The organism is Streptomyces sp. NPDC050485 (assembly GCF_044458185.1).
Classification (GTDB): domain Bacteria; phylum Actinomycetota; class Actinomycetes; order Streptomycetales; family Streptomycetaceae; genus Streptomyces.
Window position 1 is genome coordinate 43,967 of record NZ_JBITHR010000026.1, and the last position, 23,017, is coordinate 66,983.

Genomic DNA, 23,017 nt, shown 5'->3' on the forward strand with positions numbered 1-23,017 from the left:
CACTCACTTTCCGAATCCGAACGCGCCCGAACCCTCGACCTTCGTCCGGAGCCGCTTGCCCTTCTCCATCGCCTGGTCGCCCAGCTCCTGCTGGAACTCCCGCATGCGCGCGAGGAGTTCGGGGTCCTGCGTGGCCAGGATGCGGGCGGCGAGCAGGCCCGCGTTGCGCGCGCCGCCGACCGAGACCGTCGCCACCGGGACGCCCGCGGGCATCTGCACGATGGAGAGCAGCGAGTCCATGCCGTCCAGGTACTTCAGCGGGACGGGCACGCCGATGACGGGCAGCGGGGTGACCGAGGCGAGCATGCCGGGCAGATGGGCGGCGCCGCCCGCGCCCGCGATGATCGCCTTCAGACCGCGGCCCGCGGCCTGCTCGCCGTACGCGATCATCTCGCGCGGCATCCGGTGCGCGGAGACGACGTCCACCTCGTACGGGATCTCGAACTCGTCCAGCGCCTGGGCGGCGGCCTCCATGACCGGCCAGTCGGAGTCCGAGCCCATCACGATGCCGACGAGGGGGCCGTTTACGGGTGCGCTGCTCATTCGGTGATCGTTCCTCTGAGGTAGTCGGCCGCGTGGCGGGCCCGCTCGCGGACCTCCGCGAGGTCGTCGCCGTAGGTGTTGACGTGGCCCACCTTGCGGCCGGGCTTCACGTCCTTGCCGTACATGTGGATCTTGAGCTGGGGGTCGCGGGCCATGCAGTGCAGGTACGCGTAGTACATGTCCGGGTAGTCGCCGCCGAGCACGTTGCACATGACGGTCCACTTCGACCTCGGGCGCGGGTCGCCCAGGGGGAGGTCGAGGATGGCCCGGACGTGGTTGGCGAACTGCGAGGTGATCGCGCCGTCCTGGGTCCAGTGGCCCGAGTTGTGCGGGCGCATCGCCAGCTCGTTGACGAGGATGCGCCCGTCGGTCGTCTCGAAGAGCTCGACCGCGAGGTGGCCGACCACGCCCAGTTCCGAGGCGACGCGGAGCGCCAACTGCTGTGCCTGGCCCGCGAGTTCCTCGCTGAGCCCCGGCGCCGGCGCGATCACGGTGTCGCAGACCCCGTCGACCTGGATGGACTCGACGACGGGGTACGCCACCGCCTGGCCGTGCGGCGAGCGCACGACGTTGGCCGCCAGCTCCCGTACGAAGTCCACCTTCTCCTCGGCGAGGACCGCGACGCCCGCCTTGAAGGCGTCCGCCGCGTCCGCCTCGGAGCGCACGAACCACACGCCCTTGCCGTCGTAGCCGCCGACCACCGTCTTGAGGATCACCGGGAAACCGGCGCCCTCCGCCGCGAACGCGGACACGTCCGCCGGGTCCGCCACGATGCGGTGGCGGGGGCAGGGCGCACCGATCTCCGAGAGCTTCGCGCGCATCACCCCCTTGTCGTGGGCGTGCACCAGCGCGTCGGGCCCCGGCCGGACGACGATGCCGTCCGCTTCCAGGGCCCGCAGGTGCTCGGTGGGTACGTGCTCGTGATCGAAGGTGATCACGTCACAGCCGCGCGCGAAGTCACGCAGCGTGTCCAGGTCGCGATAGTCGCCGATGACGACGTCGCTCACCACCTGGGCCGCCGAGTCCTGAGGGGTGTCACTGAGGAGCTTGAATCTGATGCCGAGGGGGATGCCCGCCTCGTGGGTCATGCGGGCGAGCTGACCGCCGCCGACCATGCCGACTACCGGGAACGTCACGCCTCCAGGGTATCCGCCGCCTCGGCGGGGCCCGTCGGGCCGGGTCCACCGGGCACTCTCGGGTGCCCACAGGCGTTGCACAGGGGTGGTGGTTAGCATGGGCGGGTTGACTGGCACGACAAGCACACCGACTCGGACGGGGCTGGGACGATCACCATGAGTGCACGGGACGCGTTGCCTACGCGACTGCGACTGCTCGTCCGCGAGGTCGCCAAGTTCGGCGCGGTCGGCGGGCTCGGGGTGCTCGTGAACATGGGCGCCTTCAACCTGCTGCGGCACGCCACCGACCTCCAGGTGGTACGGGCCAGTCTGCTGGCCACCGCGATCGCGATCGCCTTCAACTACGTGGGCTTCCGCTACTTCGCCTACCGCGACCGCGAGAACAGCGGGCGGGCCCGTGAGCTGACCCTGTTCCTGCTGTTCAGCGTGGTCGGCGCGGTGATAGAGAACGGCATCCTGTACGCGGCGACGTACGGATTCGGCTGGAACAGCCCGTGGCAGAACAACTTCTTCAAGTTCCTCGGCATCGGGCTCGGCACGCTGTTCCGGTTCTGGTCCTACCGCACCTGGGTGTTCCGCGCGCTGCCCGCCAGGGAGGCCGTACAGACGGCGGAATCGTTTCTCGACTCCCCCAGGCCCGCCGTCCCCGCCAAGCGCTGAGCGCGTCCGCTGAGCCCCCGCACGGAGGGCTCGGAGCGGTGCGCGGCCCTATCGGATCGTCGTCCGCTCCGTCGGCTCCCGGCGCCCCCGCGCCTCCCGGCTGAGGAACAGCGCGAACACCGCCGGCTGCTGCTGGAGCATTTCGAGCCGGCCGCCGTCGGCCTCCGCCAGATCGCGAGCGACCGCCAGGCCGATGCCCGTGGAGTTGCGGCCGCTGATGGTCCGCTCGAAGATCCGCGCCCCGAGGTCGGGCGGCACACCGGGGCCCTCGTCGGTGACCTCGACCACGGCCTGGTTGCCGGTGACGCGGGTCCGCACCGCGACCGTGCCGCCGCCGTGCATCAGTGAGTTCTCGATCAGCGCGGCGAGCACCTGGGCGACCGCGCCCGGCGTGCCGACCGCCTTCAGACCCGTCTTCCCCGAGCGCACGATCGCGCGGCCCGCGCTGCGGTAGGCCGGGCGCCACTCCTCCAACTGCTGTTTGACGACCTCGTCCAGGGAGAAGACCACGGCCGAACCGGTGCGCGGGTCACGGTTGTTGGTGAGGAGGCGCTCCACCACGTCGGTGAGCCGCTCGACCTGGGTGAGCGCGATCGTGGCCTCTTCCTTGACCGTGTCGAGGTCGTCGGTGAGGGCGATCTCCTCAAGCCGCATGGAGAGCGCGGTCAGCGGCGTACGCAACTGGTGCGAGGCGTCCGCGGCGAGCCTTCGTTCGGCGGTGAGCATCCGGCCGATCCGGTCGGCGGAGGAGTCGAGCACATCGGCGACCCGGTCCAGCTCGGGCACGCCGTACCGCTTGTGGCGCGGCCGCGGGTCGCCCGAGCCGAGCCGCTCGGCGGTCTCGGCGAGGTCGGTGAGCGGGGAGGTCAGCCGGTTCGCCTGGCGTACGGCCAGGAGCACCGCGGAGACGATGGCGAGCAGGGCCACCGCGCCGATGACCAGCAGGGTGCGGCCGACCTCCTGGGTGACCGTGGAGCGGGACTCCTCGACCAGGACGGACTCGCCGCGCTCGCCCTCGGCGGTGCCCTTGATGACGGAGTCCTCGGGCTGCTGGCCGATCTCGATCACCGGGCGGCCGGGGATCGAGATGCGGGCGTACCGCTTGGGGTCGATCTGCTCGGTCAGGACCTGCGAGTTGACGATCTCGTTCGCCAGGGTGCGGCTGTCGACGACGGAGACCAGCCGCAGTGCCTCGGAGTTCACGCTCTCCTGGGCGCTGCTGCTGATGGTCCGCGTCTCGACGATGACGAGGGAGACGCCGAAGACCGCGATCACCACGAGCACGACCGCGAGGGTGGAGTTGATCAGTCGACGGCGCATGCTCGGCTGTGCTCTAGCTCTTCTCGAAGCGGAAACCGACACCGCGCACGGTGGCGATGTAGCGCGGGTTGGCCGCGTCGTCGCCGAGCTTCTTGCGCAGCCACGAGATGTGCATGTCGAGCGTCTTGGTCGAGGACCACCAGGTGGTGTCCCAGACCTCGCGCATCAGCTGGTCGCGGGTGACGACCCGGCCCGCGTCCCGCACCAGGACCCGCAGCAGGTCGAACTCCTTGGCGGTGAGCTGGAGCTCCTCGTCGCCCATCCACGCGCGGTGCGACTCGACGTCGATCCGCACGCCGTGGGTGGCGGGCTGGGGGACCGGCTCGGTGGCGCCGCGCCGCAGCAGCGCCCGGACCCTGGCCAGCAGTTCGGCGAGGCGGAAGGGCTTGGTCACGTAGTCGTCGGCGCCGGCGTCGAGGCCGACCACGGTGTCCACCTCGTCGGCGCGGGCGGTGAGCACGAGGATGGGGACGGTGTGCCCCTCGGAGCGCAGCCTCCGGGCGACTTCGAGGCCGTCCATGCCGGGGAGCCCCAGGTCGAGCACGACCAGGTCGGCGCCCCCCTGCAGTCCGGCGTCGAGGGCGGTCGGGCCGTCCTCGCGCACCTCGACCTCGTAACCCTCCCTGCGCAGGGCGCGGGCCAGTGGCTCCGAGATGGACGCGTCGTCCTCGGCGAGCAGTACACGGGTCATGGGGGTGATGGTAGTCCGCGGCGGCGACAACGCGTGAGGTGATCCACCCACCCTGGGGGTCTACACCACGATCTTGTTTGACACCTTCGAATTGGGGTCAGTGGTTCCAGGTATGCCTGTGATCCATCTCTCAAGTCCTTCCATATGCCGCAGTCTCGTGACGTATGGTGTGCCAACGCCTATAGCACTACTCAAGGACCTTTGGCCTGCTTGGCGCGCCAAAGGTCTCTTTTCTGCACAAGACCGGCCCTGCCGGTCTTGAGACCAGTGAATGACCTACGGGCCGGGCCCCAGCGCGACGAAGCGCCGGGGCGTGGATCCCGGTGTGGCCTGTCCTTACCGCCTCCCCCACGGAGCGGACCCCATGGGCGTTGGGGGGACAGCCCCCCTGCCGGTGCCGGCCCTCCCCCACCGGGCGCGACTCAACGCTCACGAAGCGCGCGTCCCGAGCAAGCAAGGATCGACCATGGCGTCCAGCCTGACGAAGGACTCGGCCAGCACCACTGGTACCGAGAAGACCTTCTTCGGCCACCCCCGCGGCCTGGCCACTCTGTTCATGACCGAGATGTGGGAGCGATTCTCCTACTACGGCATGCGTGCGCTTCTCATCTACTACCTGGTCTCGGGCGGCGCGGACGCCGCCACGGGCAGCCAGGGCGGCGGCCTCGCCATGACCACCGCGACGGCGACGGCGATCTACTCCGTCTACGTCTCGATGGTCTACCTGATGGCCATGCCGGGCGGATGGTTCGGCGACCGCGTCTGGGGTGCCCGCAAGACCGTTGCCATCGCAGGCTTCGTGATCATGGCCGGCCACTTCTCGCTCGCGATCCCCGGCCAGGCGATGTTCTTCGTCGGCCTGATCCTGGTCGCGGTCGGCTCCGGCCTCCTCAAGGCCAACATCTCCACGATGGTCGGCCACCTGTACGACGGCCCCGAGGACTCGCGCCGCGACGGTGGCTTCACGCTCTTCTACATCGGCATCAACCTGGGTGCCTTCGTGGCGCCGTTCGTGGTCGGCACGATCGGCAAGGAGCACAACTGGCACTTCGGCTTCGCGCTCGCGGCGATCGGCATGGGCCTGGGCCTGACCCAGTTCCTCATCGGCACCCGCAACCTGAGCCCGAAGAGCAGCATCGTTCCGAACCCGCTGAGCGCGGAGGAGCGCAAGAGCGTCCTCACCAAGGTCGCCCTCGCCGTCCTGGGTGTCGCGGTCTTCTACGGTGCCATCGTGGCCCTCGGCGCGTACACGCTGAACTGGGCGCTGGTCCCGCTGACGCTGGCCGGTCTGCTCATCCCGATCGCCGTTCTGACGCGCATCAAGCGCGACAAGGACCTGTCGGTGACCGAGCAGACGAAGATGAGCGCCTACATCTGGTTCTTCATCGCCGCCGCCGTCTTCTGGATGATCTACGACCAGGGTGGTTCGACCCTGTCGCTGTTCGCGGACGGCAAGACCGCGGACTCCGTGTTCGGCCTCGGCTTCTCGGCCACCTGGTACCAGTCCCTGAACCCGCTGTTCGTGATGGCGCTCGCACCGGTCTTCGCGTGGCTGTGGCTGTGGCTGGCGCGCAAGAACCAGGAGCCCAACACCATCGTGAAGTTCGCGATGGGCCTGGTGCTCATCGGTGCGTCGTTCTTCGTCTTCATCTTGCCGATGAACATGGCGGGCGACGGCACGAAGGTCAGCCCGATGTGGCTGGTGTCGATCTACATGATCCAGACCATCGGCGAGCTGTGCCTGTCCCCGGTCGGCCTCTCGGTCACCACGAAGATGGCGCCGCAGAAGTACGCCTCCCAGATGATGGGTATCTGGTTCCTCGCCGTCACCGCCGGTGACTGCGTCACGGGCCTGCTCTCGCTGGGCGGGGTGAGCCTCGACGGCATCGGGGTCATCGGCCTCGAAGCGGCCGCGGCGGCCCTCGCCGGCCTGGCGGTCTACATGTACCGCAACAAGGTCAAGGCAATGATGGGCAGCGTCCACTGACGCACGCCGCACAGTAGTTGAAGGGCCGCCGCACCGATCCGGTGCGGCGGCCCTTCGGCGTTGCTGAGCGGTCTTGCGGAAGTCCGGTGCGCCACCGCCCGCGGAGCGCCTAGCGCGTACCCCGCAGCCGCCGCCACGGGGTGAAGGTGAAGATCGCCCCGCCCAGCAGGATCACCGTGCCGGCCACCAGGCCGAGCGCGCGCAGGGCGCCGTTGTCGCTCGCGCCGGTCTGGGCCAGACCGCCGGAGGACGAGGAACCCGCGCTGGTGGCGGAGCCCGCCGTGCCCGCCGAGCCGCTGCCGCCGGCCGCGCCGCCGGGCTGGGCCGACGTGTCGAGTTCCAGCGAGACCGGCGCCGAGCCCGAGACCTTGCACGGGATGTGGATCGGCGCGCCGCCCAGGGTGACGTCGATGGACAGATCACCGGGGCTCAGCGTCGACTTGCCGGAGGCGCCCGGCTTGTAGGCGCCCGTCATGTCGGTGAGGCTGACCGGGGCGCCCGCCTTGATCGGGTCGGGGTTCGCGGGGCCGGTGACCGCCACCGAGCCCTTGTCCGCGCCGCCCACCGCGACCTGCATGGACGGCTTGAGGGCGCCCGCCGGAAGATCGGCCGGGCTGTTCATGACGCCCTTGGCGGTCTTGACGGTGAGGTCGTAACTGCCGCCGTTCTTCTTGGCGTTGATGGTCACCTTGGACTGGATACTGGCCGGTCCCGGCGACTGGCAGGCGAAGTCGACGGCGACTTCCTTGCCGGGGAAGTCGCTCTGGCCGCCGCTGCCGCCGGTCGTGCCGCCGGAGCCCGTGTCACCCCCGGTCGCCGAGCCCCCGGTGGACCCGCCGGTCGTAGTGCCCCCGCTCGCGGAGCCCCCGGTCGTGCCGCCCGAGGTCGTGGTGCCGCCAGCCGTCGAACCTCCGGAGCTGCCACCCGCCGTCGAGCCCCCGGTGGTGCCGCCCGCCGTCGAACCTCCGGAGGTACCGCCCGAGGTCGTGCCGCCGCCGTCCGTCACCTTGATCGTGGCGCCGACCGCGACCTTCTCCTTCGGGGTGCACTTGGTGTCCGTCGACATGATCTGGTTGACGTTGATGTTGTACGCGTCCGGCGTCAGCGTGACGTCGCCCGCCTTGGTCAGCTTCAGCTTGGCCGTCATGTCCGGCAGGATCATCGGGCTGTTCTTGGGGATCGGCGGGTTCTGCCGGGGGCCCTTCATGGGGATGTCGGCACTCTGCGCGCCGCCCGCCTTGAGGGTGCCGGTCGGCTGGACGACGTCCTTGTTGAGGTCGAGGACGTTGGGGTTGTTGGACGCGGCCTGGGTGAACTTCCAGACGACGTCCACCACGTCGCCCACCTTGGCCGTGGCGGGCGCGGTGATCTGCACCTTCGTCGTCCCCTCGACCGGCGGCAGGCCGGAGATGGACGGCGGTATGCATTCGGTGGCGTACGAGACTTCGGCTGCTTGTGCGGGGCCTGCGGCCAGCATGATCCCCGCGCCGCCGAGCATCAGCGCGACACCGGCCGCGCTCATCCTCCGTTGCGTGGTCACGAATTTCCCTTCGTCGTGGGACGGTACGGACGGTTGGGGTCGTTCTCGAACGGTGCGGAGTCGGGGGTGAACCACGGCAGCGCGGCCGTGGTCGCGGGCGGATCGGGCGCGGCGGGCTCGGGCTCGGGCTCGGCGGGAGCCGCCTTCCGGTCGCCGGACGGGCGCACCGACTTGGGTACTTTCAGGGTGAGTTCGGGCAGCTGTACGCCGCGGTGCCGGCCGGGGCCGACGCGGCTGCCCTCGCGCGGGCGCAGCCGGTCCACCACGGCCATCCCGATGCGGAAGACCGCGGCGGGCACCACCAGGCAGAGCAGGATCCAGAAGAAGGTGACGCCCCAGGGTCGGTCCACCCCCCACGGCTGGGTGACCAGCAGCTTCTTCGCGTACTGGAGCGAGATCTGGTAGTCGCCGTGGGCGCCCGCCGACAGCTCGAAGGCCAGCTTGATCTCGGCCTTCTGGCCGGGCTGGATGGTCCCCTTCCACTGGTGGTCCTCCCATTGCGGGGCGAACACGCCGTGGGCGGTGCCGAGCTGGAAGACGGGGTCCTTGACGGTGCCCGAGCCGAGGTTGCCGACGGTGAAGACCAGGGTGCGTCCGGGCGGCGCTCCGAACCAGGTCAGCAGGGAACTGCTGCCGTCGAGGCGGGGCTCGGCGAGCACCGCGAGTTTCCCGTCGCCACTCTGGTCGGGCAGCGGCGCCACCGGATGCCCGGTGATCTTCAACTCCGTGTCCACGACGGCCTGTTCGCCCTGCACGGTCGCAACATGGACGACGCAGGGGCACGGCTTGGGCGGCGGGGCGGCCGGGAGCACCTTGCTGAAGGCGCCCTTGGCGTCGGTGGTGACGGCCTGGCCGTCGGCGTTGGAGCAGGAGTTGGTGCCGCCGATGACGCCGAGGCCGGGGGTGGACTGCCCGCACACCAGCAGCATGAGGAGGGCGCCGGGCCGCCAGGCCCGGCCGGTGACGGTGACGTCGGCCCCCTTGGCGGCCTCGGCCGGGGAGAGCGCGACGCTGGGCTTGGCGTCGTCGGCGTACGAGGGCCCGGCCATCGGCAGCGCGAGGAGGCCGAGCAGCAGCAGGGCGAGGGTCGCGCCCCTCAGGGGTGACGTCACCGAAGAGCTCCTGTCTGCGCCAACTCGCGTTCCACAACTGGTACTTCGCCGGACCCCGCACGCCGTCTGCGCCGGACGAGCCGGAAGGCCGCGGCCCCGCCCGCGAGCAGCACCAGAGCGGTCCCGGCGACCGCGCCCCACGGCACGAACGTGGCCGTCGCGGCGGCGGCGGAGTGGGCACCGCCCTGCGCGGTGACGTCGAGGCTGACGGTGACCCGGTCGAGGGCGGGCGGGTGCGGCCAGGGTTCGGTCAGCTCGACGCGCTGACCGGGCAGGAGCTCGACGGGCAGGGCCTTGGCGGGGCGGTCGAGGGTCCGGCCGAACACTCCGTCGGCGCGCACGGCGAGACGCGGGGCCAGGGTGGCGTTGCCCCGGTTGACCAGGGCGTAGCGGATGAGGTGCCGGCCCTTGTCGATGCGTACGGACTCGACGGTCAGGGCGGACAACGTGGGCCCCGCGACGCGGAGTTGGACGCGCACGCCCACCTCGCGGGCGCCCGCTGCTGCGACGAGGGCCGCGGGGTGGTCGCCGGGTTCCGCACCGGCCGGGACGGTGACGGCGAACGGCACGTCGGCGCGGGTGTGCGGCGGGATCCGCACCTCGGGTGCGGCGAGCGCGATCCAGGGGTCGGGCGCCTCGCGCACGGCGAACGACCCGTTCGCGGTGTTGTACGCGGCGGCGCCGCGCAGTCTCAGGGTCAGCGGCGTGCCGGACGGGTTGCTCAGCGAGACCTTGTCCTCAAAGACCGTGCCGGGGGCGCCCTCCAGATAGAAGCAGGGCCTCCCGTCGGTGCTCGGGCGGGTCCCGCCGCCGGATGCGGGCGCGGCGGTCCAGTCCCCGCTCGCTGCCGGTGCGGCCTGCGCGGCGGGCACCGAGAGCGCGCACAGCAGCAGGGCCGTGGCCGGCAGGGCCAGGCGGATCGGACGCATCGGCGGCTCCTCGGGTGCGAGGGGATCCCCTTGCGGGGGCGTACGGGAGTGGAAGGTCAGAGCCTGTGTCTAAACCCCGTCCGGATCAGGCCCGCTGGTTGCGCCGGGTCAGCCACAGCACTCCGGCCGCGCCCATCAGGACGACCGTGCCGCCGAGGGTGCCGAGCGCGAAGGCCGAGTCGAGGGGGCCCGTCTTGGGGAGGGCGTCCGGGCCGCCCGAACCGCCGGCGGACGCGCTCGCGCCGCTGACGTCCAGTTCAAGGGAGGGACCGGGGCTGTTGCCGGGGGTGCAGGTCGTGGTGGTGCCCAGCGCCTTGATGGTGAGGATCCCGGCGGTGAAGGTGACCTTGCCGTTGGCCTTCGGCTGGTACGTGCCCGACAAGTCGCTGATTTTGATGGGGGTGTTGGCGGGGATCTCGGCCGCGTTGGCCGGGCCCGAGACCGCGACCGTGCCCTTGTCGGCGCCGCCCAGATTGATCACGGCGCTCGGGTTCATCGCGCCCGCGCCGAGCGCGACCGGGCTGGAGGAGACGCCCTTCTGGAAGGACATGGTGACTTTGTAGGAACTGCCGCTCTTGACCGCCTGGATGTCGATGGGCGACACGGCGCTCTTCGCGCCGATCGGCGTCTGGCAGTTGTAGTTGACGTCCACGACGGAGGCCTGGGCCGCTGGGGCGGTGATCAGCACCACCGAGCCCGCCACCGCCGTCGCCAGCGCGAGGGCTGTCCTCTTCTGGTACGACACCTCGAATTCCCCTTATGCCGGTTGAGCCGGAGGCCGCCAAGTTACTGACGGCACATCAGATTGGGCGCTCAAGGTACGCCGGGGACCTTGTCGAGGGAAGACAAAGAACAGGGCGGATCGATCTGCGGACACGCCGAAGGACCGGCGGTCCGAACCGCCGGTAACCGTGAACAGGAGTTACGCGGGTGCCGCGAGTTCCGCCCAGACCGTCTTGCCGGCCACCCCCGGGGTGCGCACCACGCCCCAGTCGAGGCACAGCCGCTGCACTATGAACATGCCGTGCCCGCCGGGCCGCCCCGCGCGGTGCGGGGTGCGGGGTGCGGGCTGGCCCGCACCGAGGTCGCTGACCTCCAGGCGCAGCACCTTCGCGGTGCGCGAGACCCGCAGCCCTTCGGGGCCCTCGGCGTGCAGACACGCGTTGGTGACCAGTTCGGAGACGACGAGCAGGACGTCCTCGGCGGCGGCCCGGCCTTCGGCGGTCGCCGACGGAAGCCAGCCCCAGTCGTAGAGGGCCTGGCGGGTGAAGTCGCGGGCGAGCGGGACGATGCCGCTCGCCCCGGCGAGCGCGAGGACGCGCGCGGACGCGACGGCGCCCGCGCCGTCGGCCTCCGGCGGTACGGCAGCGGACCCGGCGCCGTGGGGCTCGGGACCACGGTCGCCCGGCGTCTGCTCCCGGGTGGTGCTCATCAGCGCTTCACCTCACCGATTCGCCAACGTCTTCAGTGTGCTCTCCTGCCCGGACGTATCAGGGTCAGTCACACAGAGCTGTATCGAGCGAATCATGCACGGTGAAGACCGCCTCCGCCCCCGTGATCTCGAATACCCGCGCCACGACGGGCTGCATGGCCACGAGGTGGACCCCGCCGCCGAGCTCCTCCGCCTTCAGGCGGGCGCCGAGCAGGACGTTCAGTCCGGTGGAGTCGCAGAACTCCAGCTGCGAACAGTCCACGACGAGTCGCGTGCGCCCCCCGGCGATCGCGGCTTCCAGCGGTTCCCTGAGCAGGTCCGCGGTGTGGTGATCGAGCTCACCCACCGGGGCCAGCACCTCGCTGTGCCCCTCGGTGCGGACTCCGACCCTGAGCCGGCCCCTGTTGGTGCTGCCGACCGTGCCGCGGTCCATGCCGTCCCTCTTCGCCGAGCCGATTCGTCGTAACTTCCCAAGAACCCTACGCCTTCCCTACGCCTTCTGGAAGCCGAACATCCCACCAAAACGGGCATATGCGGACAAAGAGGCCTTGCGAGAGGCTACGTAAAGCGGGTAGGGGTAGTAGGGACAGCTATTCAACACGACCGGCCATGGAGGCGCCGCACACCGCGGAACACGTATGGGCATCGGCAGCCATATGCCGAGAACGATGGAGGAGACCCATGTCACCCCGGCTCGACGAATCGCACGATACGTCGATCAAGCAAGAACCGCACGACCACCCCCCGCAGGAACGACCGTACGAACCCGAGGGACTTGAGGGACTTCCCGAGATCCCGCCCTTCGCCGAGGTCGGCCCCGTCGACGCGCGGGCCCTGTCGAAGACGCTCTTCGCCCGTCTCGACACGCTCGAAGAGGGCACCCACGAGCACGCGTACGTACGCAACACCCTGGTCGAACTGAACCTGGCCCTGGTCAAGTTCGCCGCATCGCGCTTCCGCTCCCGCAGCGAGCCGATGGAGGACATCATCCAGGTCGGCACCATCGGCCTGATCAAGGCGATCGACCGGTTCGAGTTCGACCGCGGCGTGGAGTTCCCCACCTTCGCGATGCCGACCATCGTCGGTGAGATCAAGCGCTTCTTCCGTGACACCTCCTGGTCCGTACGGGTCCCGCGCAGGCTGCAGGAACTCCGGCTCGACCTGGCCAAGGCGGGCGACGAGCTCGCCCAGCAGCTGGACCGCTCGGCCACGGTGGGCGAGCTCGCCGAACGCCTCGGCATCACGAAGGAAGAGGTCGTCGAGGGCATGGCGGCGAGCAACGCGTACACCGCGAGCTCGCTCGACGCCCAGCCCGAGGAGGACGACTCCGAGGGCGCACTCACCGACCGCATCGGCTACGAGGACCACGACCTCGAAGGCGTCGAGTACATCGAGTCGCTGAAGCCATTGATCGCCGAACTCCCCACCAGGGACCGGAAGATCCTCTCACTGCGCTTCGTCGCCAACATGACGCAGTCCGAGATCGGCGAGGAGCTCGGCATCTCCCAGATGCACGTCTCACGGCTGCTCTCGCGCACCCTGCGAAAGCTCCGCAAGGGACTGACCGTCGTGGAGTGACGCACACCCGTGCGAAGGGCCCGTTCCGCCAAGGGACGGGCCCTTCCGCATTGTTGACGAAGCGGTGCGCACTGGGTCACATTGAGCGCTGGGGATGCGGGGGTCTGGGGGGACTTCATGGCGTACTTCACGGCGTACGGGAAGCTCGAAGAGCTGATGCGCGAACGGCTGGGGCGCGAATGCCTCTATGTGCCGTCCGGCCGGCTCGGTCTGTATGTGGCGCTCCGGCACTGGTGCCCGCCGGGCGGCCGGGTGCTGATGTCGCCGGTCAACGACGACGTCATCTTCTTCGTGGTCCTCGCGGCCGGGCTGCGGCCGGTGCAGGCACCCCTCGATCCGCACGACGGATCCATCGACCTGGCCGCCGTACCGGAATCCCTGTGGCCCCGGCTCTCCGCCGTCCTGACCACCAATCTGTACGGGAACCCCGACCCCGCGCCCGAACTGCGCGCCAGATGCGACCAGTTGGGGATTCCGCTCATCGAGGACGCGGCGCACGCCATCGGCAGCGAGACGGCCGGACGCGCGGTCGGCGGCTACGGGGACGCCGCCGCCTTCAGCCTCTCCAAGCACACCGCGGCCAAGGCGGGCGGCTTCCTCGCGATCGCCGACCCGGGCCTGCGCGAGGCCCTCACCAAGACCCGCGACGAACTGCTCACCCCGCCCCGGACCAGCACCGAACTCGCCTACTGGGCCCGGCCGTACGCGGAGGCGACGGTACGCGGACTGCGCCTGGCACCCGCCGCCTGGGCGGTGCTCAGGATGCTCGGGCAGCAGGAGCGCGCGGACATCCGGATGGCGCTGCGCCCCGACGAGCTGCGCCGCGCCGTCGGCGCCGCGCCGGGCCTGGCCGCCTTCCACTCCTGGGTACGGGTCGACATGCACGACTACCGGGCGAGCGCCGGAAGGCGCCGACTCGCCCGCGTCGAACGGAAGTTGGGGCGCCTGGACGCCGTACTCGACGCCCACCGCCGGGGCGCCGAGACCCTGCTCGCCACCGAATGGGCCCGGCCGAAGCCGGGGCCCGTGCAGCCGCTGTTCCGGGTACCGCTGCTCGTCGAGGACCGGGACGCGGCCCGCGCCGCGCTCGCCCGGGAGCGGATCACCGTGGGCTATCTGTACGACCCGCCGCTCGACGACTACGCGGGCGAGGCCTTCACCGACCTCTCCCCCGCCCCGGATGCCGGGCGATGGTTCGCCCAACACGCCCTGCCCGTCGACCCGTTGAAGGCCGAGCGCACCATCGGGGTGCTGCGGAAGGCGGGCATCCGGCCCGCGAGGGGCGGCCCCGCCGGTGTCTGACACGGCCAGAACCGGGATCGAGGACATCGCCGCCGTGCCGTCGTCCGACCCAGCCGTCGCCGCCGGCCCGCCACCCGCCCCGGACGGCAGCGGCGACTCGATGTTCCGCAACGCCTACGCACTGATGCTGTCCACCGCCGTATCGGCCGCGCTCGGCCTCGGCTTCTGGCTGGTCGCGGCCCGCTACTACAGCGAGGAGGCCGTCGGGCAGGGCTCGGCCGCCATCGCCGCGATGAAGCTGCTCGCCTCGATCACCGCCACCACCATGATCGGCGCGGTGGTCCGCTACGTACCGCGGGCCGGGCGCTCGACCGGGCCGCTGGTCCTGCGCGCCTATGTGGCCAGCACCGTCGTGGTGGCGGTGGCCTCCGTCGGCTTCCTGTTCACGCTGCCGCTGTGGGGCCCCTCGTACGAGCCGCTGTCCGGGCTCACCGCCGGGGTCATCTTCACGGTGTCGTCCGTGGCCTGGGCGGTCCTGACCCTTCAGGACGGCGTCCTCACCGGGCTGCGCAAGGCGATCTGGGTGCCGGTCGGCAACGCCGTGTTCTCGCTCACCAAGCTGCTCCTCCTCGCCGCCTGCGCGACCCTCGCCCTCGGCGTCTTCATCTCCTGGGTGGCGGCGATGGCGCTGTCCATCCTGCCGCTCGGCTGGCTCATCTTCCGCAGACTGATCCCCGCGCAGGCCACCGCCGACCGCGACCGGCCGGTCCCCGAACTCCGAGAGATCGGCCGCTTCCTGGCCGGCGACTCGGTCGGGGCGCTGTTCTCGCTCGCGATGATCAACCTGCTTCCGGTGATGGTCGCGGTGCGCTTCCCGGCCGCGCAGAACGGCTTCTTCTTCATCGCGTACACGGTCGGCGGAACCATGGAGTTCATGGCCATCAACATGGCCTCCTCACTCACCGCGCACTCCTCGCACAGCCCGGACAAGCTCGCCGACGGAGTGCGCGGCGCGCTGCGCCGGATGGCGCTCCTGCTGATCCCGGTCGTGCTCTTCCTGGTCCTGTTCGCCCGCCGGATCCTCGCCCCGTTCGGCGGCGACTACGCCCAACACGGCACGCTGGTCCTCCAGTTGCTGGCCGCCGCCGCAATCCCCCGGGTCGCCGTCGAGCTGTACATCGGCGTGCTGCGCGTGCAGGGGCGCACCGGCATGCTGGCGATCCTGCAGAGCGCGATGTGCACCCTGGTCCTCGGCAGCGCGGCGGCGCTGCTCGGCGTGTTCGGCATCTCCGGCGCGGGCTGGGCGCAGCTGTGCGCGATGACCGTGATGGCGCTGTGCTGTGTGCCCGGACTGCGCGGGGCACTCGCCGGACGCGCGGTGATCCATACCCCGGGCAGGCCCAAGTCCGAGGAGTACGGCACCAGTTGGGCCCGCCGGGCGCAGGCCGCCCGGGCCGAGGAGGCCCAGGAGTACGGCACCCGCTGGACCACCCAGACCGCGTATCTGCGCGGCGGCATGGACACCGCGACACCCGCGCTGGGCATCCCCGTGTACGTGCCCGGGGCCCACCCCGAACAGGGCTTCGCGACCACCCTGCACCTGCGCACCCTGCCGGAGCCCCAAGAGGGCGACGAGTCGCTGCTCACCACCGCGCTGTGGCTGCTGCTCGGCCTGGCGGCGGGACTGTTCTGGGTGCCGCTCTCGCGGGCCGCGGCCACCCCCGGCGCCAACCTCAACGGCACCGGCCTCCTGCACGCCCTGCCGCCGGTCAGCCTGACCGCGGGGGTGCTGCTCATCGTGGTGTGCAGCGCGGCGGTGTCGCTGTACCGGCCGCGCCCGGGGCTGCTCGCGGCCGGTCTGTGGGTGACCGTCGCGGGCCTGCACACCGCGCCGGTCATCCTCGGCGTGCAACCGGATCCGGTGTCCGGCCCCTGGCACGCCCAGCTCGCCCGGTTCCTCGCCGAGACCGCCGGGTTCGCCGACCGGAGCGGCGTGGAGCGCTGGCTGCCGCCGGCGCTGCAACTGCTGTGCCTGGCCCTGGCGACGGTGACCCTGCGCGCGCTTGGCGCGCACTGGCGGGTCACCTCGGTCGTGGTGTGGGTGCTCGCGGTGGCGGGCTGGGCGGCGCAGCAGACGTTCGCCGCGATCGCGCTGCCCGTCTTCGCCGGGCTGTGCGCGGCCACGGCGGCCGCCCTGGTCCACCGCTGGTTCCGCGACCGGGACGAACGCGCGGCGCCCGCGTAACGGGATCACCGTCCGGCCCCGGGTTTGGCACGGGTGCGCTCGGCGGCGCCCCGGGTCGCGGCCGGAAGGGGCAGCCCCGGCAGGGCGCAGGCCACGGTCGAGAAGGCGGCCAGGCAGATCAGGAACGCGGTCGCCGAGAAGCCGTGCACGAGGAAGAGGCAGGTGGACACGAGCGCCCCGAACGACAGGCTGAGCGGCGCGGCGAGCGCGAGTGCCTCCAGCCGGGCACCGGGGCGCAGGCCCTCGGGCTGCGGGTACATCAGCGCGAAGCCGGGGCCCAGCGCGACGAAGAGCAGTACGGGTATCCAGCGGGCCGGGGTGGCAGCGGGCAGCGCGGTGGCCGCCAGCGCCACCCACCCGGACAGCGCCACGGCGACTCTGATGTGGGTCTGGCTGGCATTCATGACGACGCCCTCCGGGTCATCGGGGGTGGTGAGCTTTCTGTTCTTCCGGGCGGTGCGAATGCGGCTGTTCGGCCGTTCGACTGCGGACCGTGCGTGGCTGGTCGCGCAGTTCCCCGCGCCCCTTTGGGGGCTTGAGCGCTGGCCCACAAAGATCAAGCCGGTCCGGCGCTTGAGGACCAAGTACTGGGCCACAAAAATCAAGCCCGTCCGGCGCTTGAGGACCAAGTGCCGGGTGACATGGCAAGCGGGGTCAGGACCGAGGCGCCTGATACTGAAGCACCGTTCCGTACGCGGTCTGATCGATGATCCGGAACTTCGGCGAAGCCTCCAGCTTGGTCTTCAGCTCCTGGAAGCCGCCCGTCGGCAGTAGCCCCTCCCCCGCCGTGTAGATGTCCTGGGTGCGCGTGAGGATGAAGTACACCGGCCGCCCGTCCCTCGGCAGCTGCGGTTCCAGATAGCCCACCGGATCCCTCAGCATGACCTCGTTCTGCGGCAGTTCCTGTTCGGCGACGTACCAGTGTTCCAACTGGTCGTAGCGGTGCAGCGACTGCGGGAAGGAGCCGGTGACGGCGAGGATCATGGAGCCCTTGGGCGCGTTGTCGAGCACCTTGGTCACCATCGCCGTCTCCGCGGGCGGCGTGTAGTACATGCGCTCCTTGCCGTAGTACGCCGGAATGAACCCGGCGACGAGCAGCACAAGCACCGCGGGCAGCGCGACAGCCGCGACGCGCCGGCGCAGCACGGGGCTGATCCGCCCCTTGCCCTGCCCGGCCGCCGCGGGCACCAGCGCGGCGGCGGCGAAGAACGCGGCGCCGGGCAGCCCGAACAGGTAGACGCGGAAGAGCATTTCGCCGCCGTAGTCGTTCACCAGGAACAGCGGTACCGGTGCGACCGACACCAGGAGCAGCGGCAGCGCGCTCTTGGCCAGCTTGCGCCGCCGGACCACGGCGAGTGCCGCGAGAGCGGCGATCACCAGGACCATGACGACGTCGGCCCGGCCCTGCAACACCGGTCCGGGACCGGTGAGTTGACCCGCGTATCCAGCCCGTGAGTTGTTGAGGAGGTTGCCCGCGGACTGCTTCAGCGAGGCGAGCGTCTCCACGAACAGCGGCCGGCCCATCGTGACGTCCCAGATCAGCATGATGACGGCCGTGACGACGAGCAGCCAGGGGTTGCGGTAGCGCCGGGTGAAGTTGAGGGCGACCAGGGCGACGCACAGCATCACCGGGGTGAGCTGGTGGGTGAAGTTGATGGCGGCGATCATCGGGGCGAGGATCGCGACGCAGACGGCGCGCTGGCGTCTCGTGGTGGGCGGCGGAACGCTGGCCGCGGCCGGGTCGAGGTTGGCCCGCGACCTCAGGTCGCCCGCGGCCCCGGGGCGTACGAAGTGCCGGAACACCACGGCGAGCACGGCCAGGTGCAGGATCAGCGCCATGCCCTGGGGCGAGAAGTAGTCCTGGCCGACCCAGTTGGCGACCTCGAAGATCCACACACCGGTCCATACCAGCCGCCAGTCCTCGGCGAAGGTGCGGTAGATCAGGACGAGCACCGGGATGAGGACGACGCCGTAGAACAGCGAGGCCCAGTTGAGGTACGAGGCCGCGGTGTCCACGCCGAAGGCGCGCACCAGGCCGCCGTTGAGCGTGAAGAATCCGGGCCACTGGTCGTACGCCGCCATGTTGCCGGAGAGCGGCACGCCGGGCCGCAGCTCCTGGTTGGCGAGGAGGTGGTTGACCACCGCGTCGTGCTTCGAGGACCAGGGGTAGCGCACCGAGTCGTAGAGGATCGCGGGCGGCGCCTTGAGGGCGAAGAGCAGGGCGACGCTGTAGAGCCCCGGCCACCAGGGGGCGGTGCCCGCCCGCCGCAGGCTGACGACGAAGCCGCCGGTGAGGGCCGCGAGGGAGAGGTAGAAGGCGGCGGGCAGCTTGTCGATCAGGCCCCAGTCGCCCATGTGGCGGTAGTCGATGTGCCCAAGGGCGTACACCCATAAGGCGGTCGCGACCACCAACGGCAGCCAGCTGAACAGTACTTGAGGCTGTATCAGATCCGGTCTCGACCAGCGCGGGGCGCCTTTCGCGGGCCCGTCCGCCGCCTGCTCCTTGGCCGTCCCGCCGGGGGGCGGCTGCCCGCTCCCCTGGACCGGCGTGGGCACACGTTGCTGCACAGTGCGACTCCCCCCACAGATGTGGTCGCGGCCGTCACGCCGCTGTCCCCTGGCTGTCCCCTTGAGCGAAGTATAGGAACACTCTTCGCGTTTGTGCGGCTACACCGGTACACCGCGGACCGCTGTTTCCCGGCCTCACCCCGCGAATACGGGCCCCTTCACTGCGGCCCTGGTCCGGCGGTAGAGGCGCCAGCCGACCGTCCGCAGCGAGTCGTTGTACGGGGCTGCCCTTGCCCCCTCGCCGCGCATCCACGCCTCGATGTCGGCGAGGGTGTGGCCGCGGCGCAGGATGAGCCGGGCGATGCGGTAGGCCTCGTCGCGCTCCGAGCTGAGCGCGTGCCGCACCGCCACGGCCGTCTCGTACCCGGCGGCGCGCGCGGCCGCGCGCACGGCGCGGCTGTTGTAGCCGTGCGGATAGGCGAGATGGTCGATCCGGTGCCCGAGCGCGTCCTCCAACACCGCTTTGGATTCCACGAGTTCACGCCTGAGGGTCCTGGGCGTGAGGGTGTCGAGCTGGGGGTGCGAGACGGTGTGGCCGCCCACTTCGAGTCCGTAGTCCTCCAGGCGTTTCGCCTGGTCGAGGGTCATCATCGGGGCGGGCGGCAGCAGGCTCTGCCTGCCGGGCGTGATCGCGCCGGTGGTGAGGTAGGCGGTGGCGGGCAGACCGCGCTCGGCGAGCGCCTCGGCGGTGGGTCCCGGCAGGTCGGCGAACCCGTCGTCGAAGGTGAGCGCGACCGGCCGGGGCGGCAGCGGGGCCCGGCCCGTGAAGTGCGCGGCGAGCGCGGCGATGGTCACCGGCGTACGCCCGCTGTCGCGGATGACGTCGAGCTGGGCCGCGAACTGCCGTGGTGTGACGGTGAATTCGGCGATCCAGTCCGGCGGGTCGTCCATCACCGCGTGGTACAGGAGCACCGGGATGCGGGGCGCCGCGCCGCTCATCGGGCCACCTCCCAGGGCAGCCGGTGGCCGCGCACCCGGCGCCGGGCGCGGAGGTAGCCGAGCGGCCCGTACAGCATGCCCCGCCGCTCCAGGCGGGACAGCGAGCGCGGCCACGGGTAGCTCTGCGAGCCGTGCTCGCCGGGTACGGACTGCTCGCCGGCGTCGCGGTGGGCGCTGATGGCGAGCGCGTGCGCGACGCCGCGCGGCAGCCGGGCGAGCAGCGCGGGCAGCAGCGCCGGACGGCGCACGATGATCGCGGTGAGGTAGGCGGTGAGCCCGGCGCCGTACCCGTACGCCTGGTTCTCCAGGTCCTGCCAGGTCTCGCGGTGGTGGTGCCAGACGAGCGCCTCGGGCGTGTAGCTGAGCCGGTGGCCCGCCACGACGATCCGCGCGAAGGCGTACAGGTCGTCGCCGCCCCTGGCCGGGGTTCCGGTGCCGGTCGCCGGGTCGAAGCCGCCGACGGCGCGCAGCGCGCGGGCCCGGAAGGCCATGTTGGCGCCGGAGCCGAATCTGCCCGCCGTGAACGGGAACAGCGGCTCGTCGGCGGGGGGCCTGCGCGGGTCGAAGTGCCGGGGCGCGAAGCCCTTGGTGAAGCCGCCGTGGCTTTCCAGGAGGATCTGGGCGGGGGTGGTCAGCCGGGCGGGCAGGATGAGCCCGGTGGCGCAGCCGAGCCGGGGGTCCGCCGCGAAGGGCGCGGCCAGCGAGGAGAGCCAGCGCCGGTCGGCGATCACGTCGTCGTCGGTGAACGCGAGGATCTCGCCGTGCGCGCAGGCGACGCCCCGGTTGTGGGCGGCGGCCAGGCCCGGCACGGGTTCGGCCGCGTAGCGCACGCCGAGCGCGGCGTACCGCCGCCGGACCAGTTCGCGGGTCTGGTCGGTGGCGGGGTTGTTGTCGACCACGACGATCTCGTAGTCGGGGTGGTCCTGGCCGAGCAACGAGTCCAGGGCGCGGGCGAGTTGGCTGGCGCGCTCCCGGGTGGCGACCACGACGCTGGTGCGCGGCGGCGCCACGGCGGGCGCGGGCCGCTCCTCGGGCACGTATCCGGTGAGCTGCTTGCGGGCCGCGCCCGCGAGCACCTCGGCCGCGTCGTCGCCGTCCCTGACCTGTCCGAGCACCGTCCCGACCGGCCGCCCCCGCAGCCGCACCAGGACGTACACCTCGCCGTGGCCGACCGGCGGCCCGCCCGGCGCGGGCGTCAGCGACAGGACGCCCCCGTCCAGGCCGTCGAGGTCCAGCTCCCCCACGCTGATCCCCTGACCGATGCCCTGCTGTCTCACGAGGCTCTGGGCCTCCGGGCCGTGCGACGACTGCGACCTGTCCGACACTGCGTTTCCCCCCGTGCTCCGGGTGTCCCGATGACCGTGCCCCGCCGGGGGCTACCTTCCGGCGCCGCGCAGCCGCCCGGCCTGCCTGAGGCCGCGCTGCGCGAACTCGGCGAGCCGCGGCCGCTTCCGTACGAATCCGTGCGCCCGGCGGGACGGCTCGCGGCCGATCCAGTGCAGCACCGCGCCCGCGCCGGGCCTGGTGGAGGCCCCCTCGTACACCGGCATCTCACCGGTCTTGAGCGCGTCCTTGTACTCGGCGGCGCCCCGACCGAGGTCCAGCATGCCGATGCCCTCGGCCGCCGCGGCCTCGGCCATCCGCAGATGGAGCACGAGACCCGGCGAGTACTTCGCGAACTCCGGGTCGTACGCCGGGAACCAGCAGGCCAGGACGGTGGCCGAGCGCAGCCCGAAGTGGGCGGCGACCGGCCGGTCCGCGGCGTACAGGACGGAGAGCACCCCCGAGCAGCCGGGCGCGCGGGTGTGGGCGAGCTGCTGCACCAGGGTGTTGATCCACTCCTGTGCGAACCGGTCGCGCCGCCCGGTGCGGCGGTACTGCGCGGACTTCCACTCCATGAGCCGCGCGAGCGCCGCCGGATCCCGCTCGTCGAAGACGAACCGGACCTCCCCCGCCTGCCGCGCGAGCCTGCGCTCCTTGGCGGTCGTCGTCTTGAAGAACTTCGGCGACTGCCGGCGCAGGACCGTCTCGTACGCCTCGTATCCGGCCCCCACGTCGATCACGAAGGAGGCGTACTCGGCGGCCGCGTCCGGCGCGAAGAGCGGCTGGCCCGCCTCCAGGTTGTCGAACTCCCAGGACGACAGACCGCAGGACCGCATCAACTCATCGCGTTCCAGGGCGAGTTCCGGCCCCGCGATCAGGCCCTGGCAGTCCGAGACCCCGAACCCGACGGCCCGCCCCCGGCCCACCGTCCCCTTCTCGTACGGGAAGAAGGCCGCGGGTTCACTCCCCTCGTACACCACGGCCACCCGCGCCGACGACCGGACCCGGCCCACGGCCAGGGTGAACTCCGGCTCCATGAAGGGATTGGCCGGCGCCCCCGACTTGGCCCGCAGTTCCCGCCAGACCTCCAGCTCCCCGGCGCTCAGATCGCCGGGCCTGACCACTCGTATCCGTCCCCGGGCACCCTGGACGGCGCCCCTCCCGCGCAGACTGCTCAACTCGACCCCCCGGTCTCCCCCTGAGCCACGCTGAACCTGGACGGTACCGGTCGATTTCACCCGACGGTAGGTACTGTCCCGGAGTTTGTGACCATACGGTGAAGGTTGGTACGGCGTTGTCGATTCGGCCACTTCTCGGTCTTGACGGCGGGCGGAACGAGTGGGGCCGGGCGTACGCGTGAGGGTCCTGCATGAGCTAATGCACGGTATGAGCTACTTCATGACCGACCTGTCCGGCGCCTCGGTCGACGAGCCCGACGAAGCGACCATGCGCACCATCCTGGACGGGCTCGCCGACGCCGACACCGAGCACCCCGACGTCTCGCTGACCCATACGAACGGCTGGTCGCTGAGCGTCTTCCCGAGCGGCGAGCTGCTGTGGCTGCTGTGGGAGAACCTGGACGACCCCGACACGGCCCCGCGCCAGCTGTCGGGTCTGACGAAGGACGAGGTGCTGCGGCTCTTCGGGCTGCTCGCGGCGGGCGACACGGAGGAGATCGAGCGGCTGGCGTCCTGAGCGGGGGCCTGTGCCGGGGCCGGGCGCGGGGGCCTGAGCGCCGGGTCCGGGGCTCAGGCCCATCCGCCCCTGCCCGG

General features: G+C 71.3%; 21 protein-coding genes. 6 read left to right on the forward strand and 15 right to left on the reverse strand.

The features are described 5' to 3' along the window. Positions 1 to 3: 3 nt before the first annotated feature. Together purE and ACIBK6_RS35000 are read right to left on the reverse strand one after the other, a co-directional pair. A complete protein-coding gene (gene purE, locus ACIBK6_RS34995) occupies positions 4 to 543 on the reverse strand; it encodes a 5-(carboxyamino)imidazole ribonucleotide mutase (RefSeq protein ID WP_399056304.1) in 540 nt (179 codons plus the stop codon). Beyond that, positions 540 to 1,679, reverse strand: a complete 1,140-nt coding sequence (locus tag ACIBK6_RS35000; RefSeq protein WP_399056306.1) for a 5-(carboxyamino)imidazole ribonucleotide synthase — start codon at positions 1,677 to 1,679, stop codon at positions 540 to 542. Before ACIBK6_RS35000 ends, purE begins: the two co-directional genes overlap by 4 nt. 156 nt (positions 1,680 to 1,835) lie before the next feature. Between ACIBK6_RS35000 and ACIBK6_RS35005 the strand changes: the two genes are divergently transcribed. Beyond that, complete coding sequence (locus ACIBK6_RS35005; RefSeq protein WP_399056308.1) at positions 1,836 to 2,339, forward strand: GtrA family protein; 504 nt, start codon at positions 1,836 to 1,838, stop codon at positions 2,337 to 2,339. Between the two features lie 48 nt (positions 2,340 to 2,387). Here the strand turns inward: ACIBK6_RS35005 and ACIBK6_RS35010 are convergent, their stop codons facing one another. Both ACIBK6_RS35010 and ACIBK6_RS35015 read right to left on the reverse strand, forming a co-directional pair. Then, on the reverse strand, positions 2,388 to 3,659 hold the full coding sequence (locus ACIBK6_RS35010) for an ATP-binding protein (protein ID WP_399056310.1): 1,272 nt from the start codon (positions 3,657 to 3,659) through the stop codon (positions 2,388 to 2,390). Positions 3,660 to 3,672: 13 nt separating this feature from the next. After that, complete coding sequence (locus ACIBK6_RS35015; RefSeq protein ID WP_053725082.1) at positions 3,673 to 4,350, reverse strand: response regulator transcription factor; 678 nt, start codon at positions 4,348 to 4,350, stop codon at positions 3,673 to 3,675. Positions 4,351 to 4,816: 466 nt separating this feature from the next. Between ACIBK6_RS35015 and ACIBK6_RS35020 the strand changes: the two genes are divergently transcribed. Beyond that, a complete protein-coding gene (locus ACIBK6_RS35020) occupies positions 4,817 to 6,337 on the forward strand; it encodes a peptide MFS transporter (RefSeq protein WP_399056312.1) in 1,521 nt (506 codons plus the stop codon). A gap of 109 nt (positions 6,338 to 6,446) precedes the next feature. On the opposite strand, the gene ACIBK6_RS35025 is transcribed toward ACIBK6_RS35020, so the two are convergent. The 6 genes from ACIBK6_RS35025 to ACIBK6_RS35050 all read right to left on the reverse strand — a co-directional run bounded on the left by ACIBK6_RS35025 (position 6,447) and on the right by ACIBK6_RS35050 (position 11,783). Then, positions 6,447 to 7,859, reverse strand: coding sequence for a hypothetical protein (locus ACIBK6_RS35025; protein ID WP_399056399.1), 1,413 nt, complete (start codon positions 7,857 to 7,859; stop codon positions 6,447 to 6,449). 14 nt (positions 7,860 to 7,873) lie between these two features. Beyond that, the gene (locus ACIBK6_RS35030; protein ID WP_399056314.1) at positions 7,874 to 8,989 is read right to left on the reverse strand and encodes a hypothetical protein; all 1,116 of its coding nucleotides are present in this window, start codon (positions 8,987 to 8,989) and stop codon (positions 7,874 to 7,876) included. Then, a complete protein-coding gene (locus tag ACIBK6_RS35035; protein ID WP_399056316.1) occupies positions 8,986 to 9,918 on the reverse strand; it encodes a hypothetical protein in 933 nt (310 codons plus the stop codon). Before ACIBK6_RS35035 ends, ACIBK6_RS35030 begins: the two co-directional genes overlap by 4 nt. 85 nt (positions 9,919 to 10,003) lie before the next feature. Next, positions 10,004 to 10,663 carry a peptidase gene (locus ACIBK6_RS35040; protein WP_399056317.1) on the reverse strand — a complete coding sequence of 220 codons (660 nt, stop codon included), beginning with the start codon at positions 10,661 to 10,663 and terminating at the stop codon, positions 10,004 to 10,006. 177 nt (positions 10,664 to 10,840) lie between these two features. After that, positions 10,841 to 11,350 carry an ATP-binding protein gene (locus ACIBK6_RS35045; protein WP_399056319.1) on the reverse strand — a complete coding sequence of 170 codons (510 nt, stop codon included), beginning with the start codon at positions 11,348 to 11,350 and terminating at the stop codon, positions 10,841 to 10,843. Between the two features lie 64 nt (positions 11,351 to 11,414). Further along, positions 11,415 to 11,783 (reverse strand): STAS domain-containing protein, encoded by a 369-nt coding sequence (locus ACIBK6_RS35050; RefSeq protein WP_399056321.1) that lies wholly within the window; start codon positions 11,781 to 11,783, stop codon positions 11,415 to 11,417. A 248-nt stretch (positions 11,784 to 12,031) separates the two neighbouring features. Between ACIBK6_RS35050 and ACIBK6_RS35055 the strand changes: the two genes are divergently transcribed. The 3 genes from ACIBK6_RS35055 (at position 12,032) to ACIBK6_RS35065 (ending at position 16,415) form a co-directional block, all read left to right on the forward strand. Beyond that, on the forward strand, positions 12,032 to 12,928 hold the full coding sequence (locus ACIBK6_RS35055; protein ID WP_399056323.1) for an RNA polymerase sigma factor SigF: 897 nt from the start codon (positions 12,032 to 12,034) through the stop codon (positions 12,926 to 12,928). A 156-nt stretch (positions 12,929 to 13,084) separates the two neighbouring features. Next, on the forward strand, positions 13,085 to 14,230 hold the full coding sequence (locus ACIBK6_RS35060) for a DegT/DnrJ/EryC1/StrS family aminotransferase (protein WP_399056401.1): 1,146 nt from the start codon (positions 13,085 to 13,087) through the stop codon (positions 14,228 to 14,230). Continuing rightward, positions 14,223 to 16,415: a lipopolysaccharide biosynthesis protein gene (locus ACIBK6_RS35065; RefSeq protein WP_399056325.1), complete on the forward strand. Its 2,193-nt coding sequence runs from the start codon at positions 14,223 to 14,225 to the stop codon at positions 16,413 to 16,415. The genes ACIBK6_RS35060 and ACIBK6_RS35065 overlap by 8 nt, the downstream gene beginning before the upstream one ends. A 5-nt stretch (positions 16,416 to 16,420) precedes the next feature. On the opposite strand, the gene ACIBK6_RS35070 is transcribed toward ACIBK6_RS35065, so the two are convergent. The 5 genes from ACIBK6_RS35070 to ACIBK6_RS35090 all read right to left on the reverse strand — a co-directional run bounded on the left by ACIBK6_RS35070 (position 16,421) and on the right by ACIBK6_RS35090 (position 22,369). Beyond that, the gene (locus ACIBK6_RS35070; RefSeq protein ID WP_399056326.1) at positions 16,421 to 16,819 is read right to left on the reverse strand and encodes a hypothetical protein; all 399 of its coding nucleotides are present in this window, start codon (positions 16,817 to 16,819) and stop codon (positions 16,421 to 16,423) included. A 250-nt stretch (positions 16,820 to 17,069) separates the two neighbouring features. Then, complete coding sequence (locus tag ACIBK6_RS35075; protein ID WP_399056327.1) at positions 17,070 to 18,983, reverse strand: hypothetical protein; 1,914 nt, start codon at positions 18,981 to 18,983, stop codon at positions 17,070 to 17,072. Positions 18,984 to 19,118: 135 nt separating this feature from the next. After that, positions 19,119 to 19,922, reverse strand: coding sequence for a polysaccharide deacetylase family protein (locus tag ACIBK6_RS35080; RefSeq protein WP_399056328.1), 804 nt, complete (start codon positions 19,920 to 19,922; stop codon positions 19,119 to 19,121). After that, complete coding sequence (locus ACIBK6_RS35085) at positions 19,919 to 21,172, reverse strand: glycosyltransferase (RefSeq protein ID WP_399056403.1); 1,254 nt, start codon at positions 21,170 to 21,172, stop codon at positions 19,919 to 19,921. Before ACIBK6_RS35085 ends, ACIBK6_RS35080 begins: the two co-directional genes overlap by 4 nt. A gap of 126 nt (positions 21,173 to 21,298) precedes the next feature. Beyond that, complete coding sequence (locus ACIBK6_RS35090) at positions 21,299 to 22,369, reverse strand: GNAT family N-acetyltransferase (protein WP_399056330.1); 1,071 nt, start codon at positions 22,367 to 22,369, stop codon at positions 21,299 to 21,301. Between the two features lie 262 nt (positions 22,370 to 22,631). On the opposite strand from ACIBK6_RS35090, the gene ACIBK6_RS35095 reads away from it, so the two are divergent. Further along, the gene (locus ACIBK6_RS35095; RefSeq protein ID WP_399056332.1) at positions 22,632 to 22,940 is read left to right on the forward strand and encodes a hypothetical protein; all 309 of its coding nucleotides are present in this window, start codon (positions 22,632 to 22,634) and stop codon (positions 22,938 to 22,940) included. Positions 22,941 to 23,017: the final 77 nt, after the last annotated feature.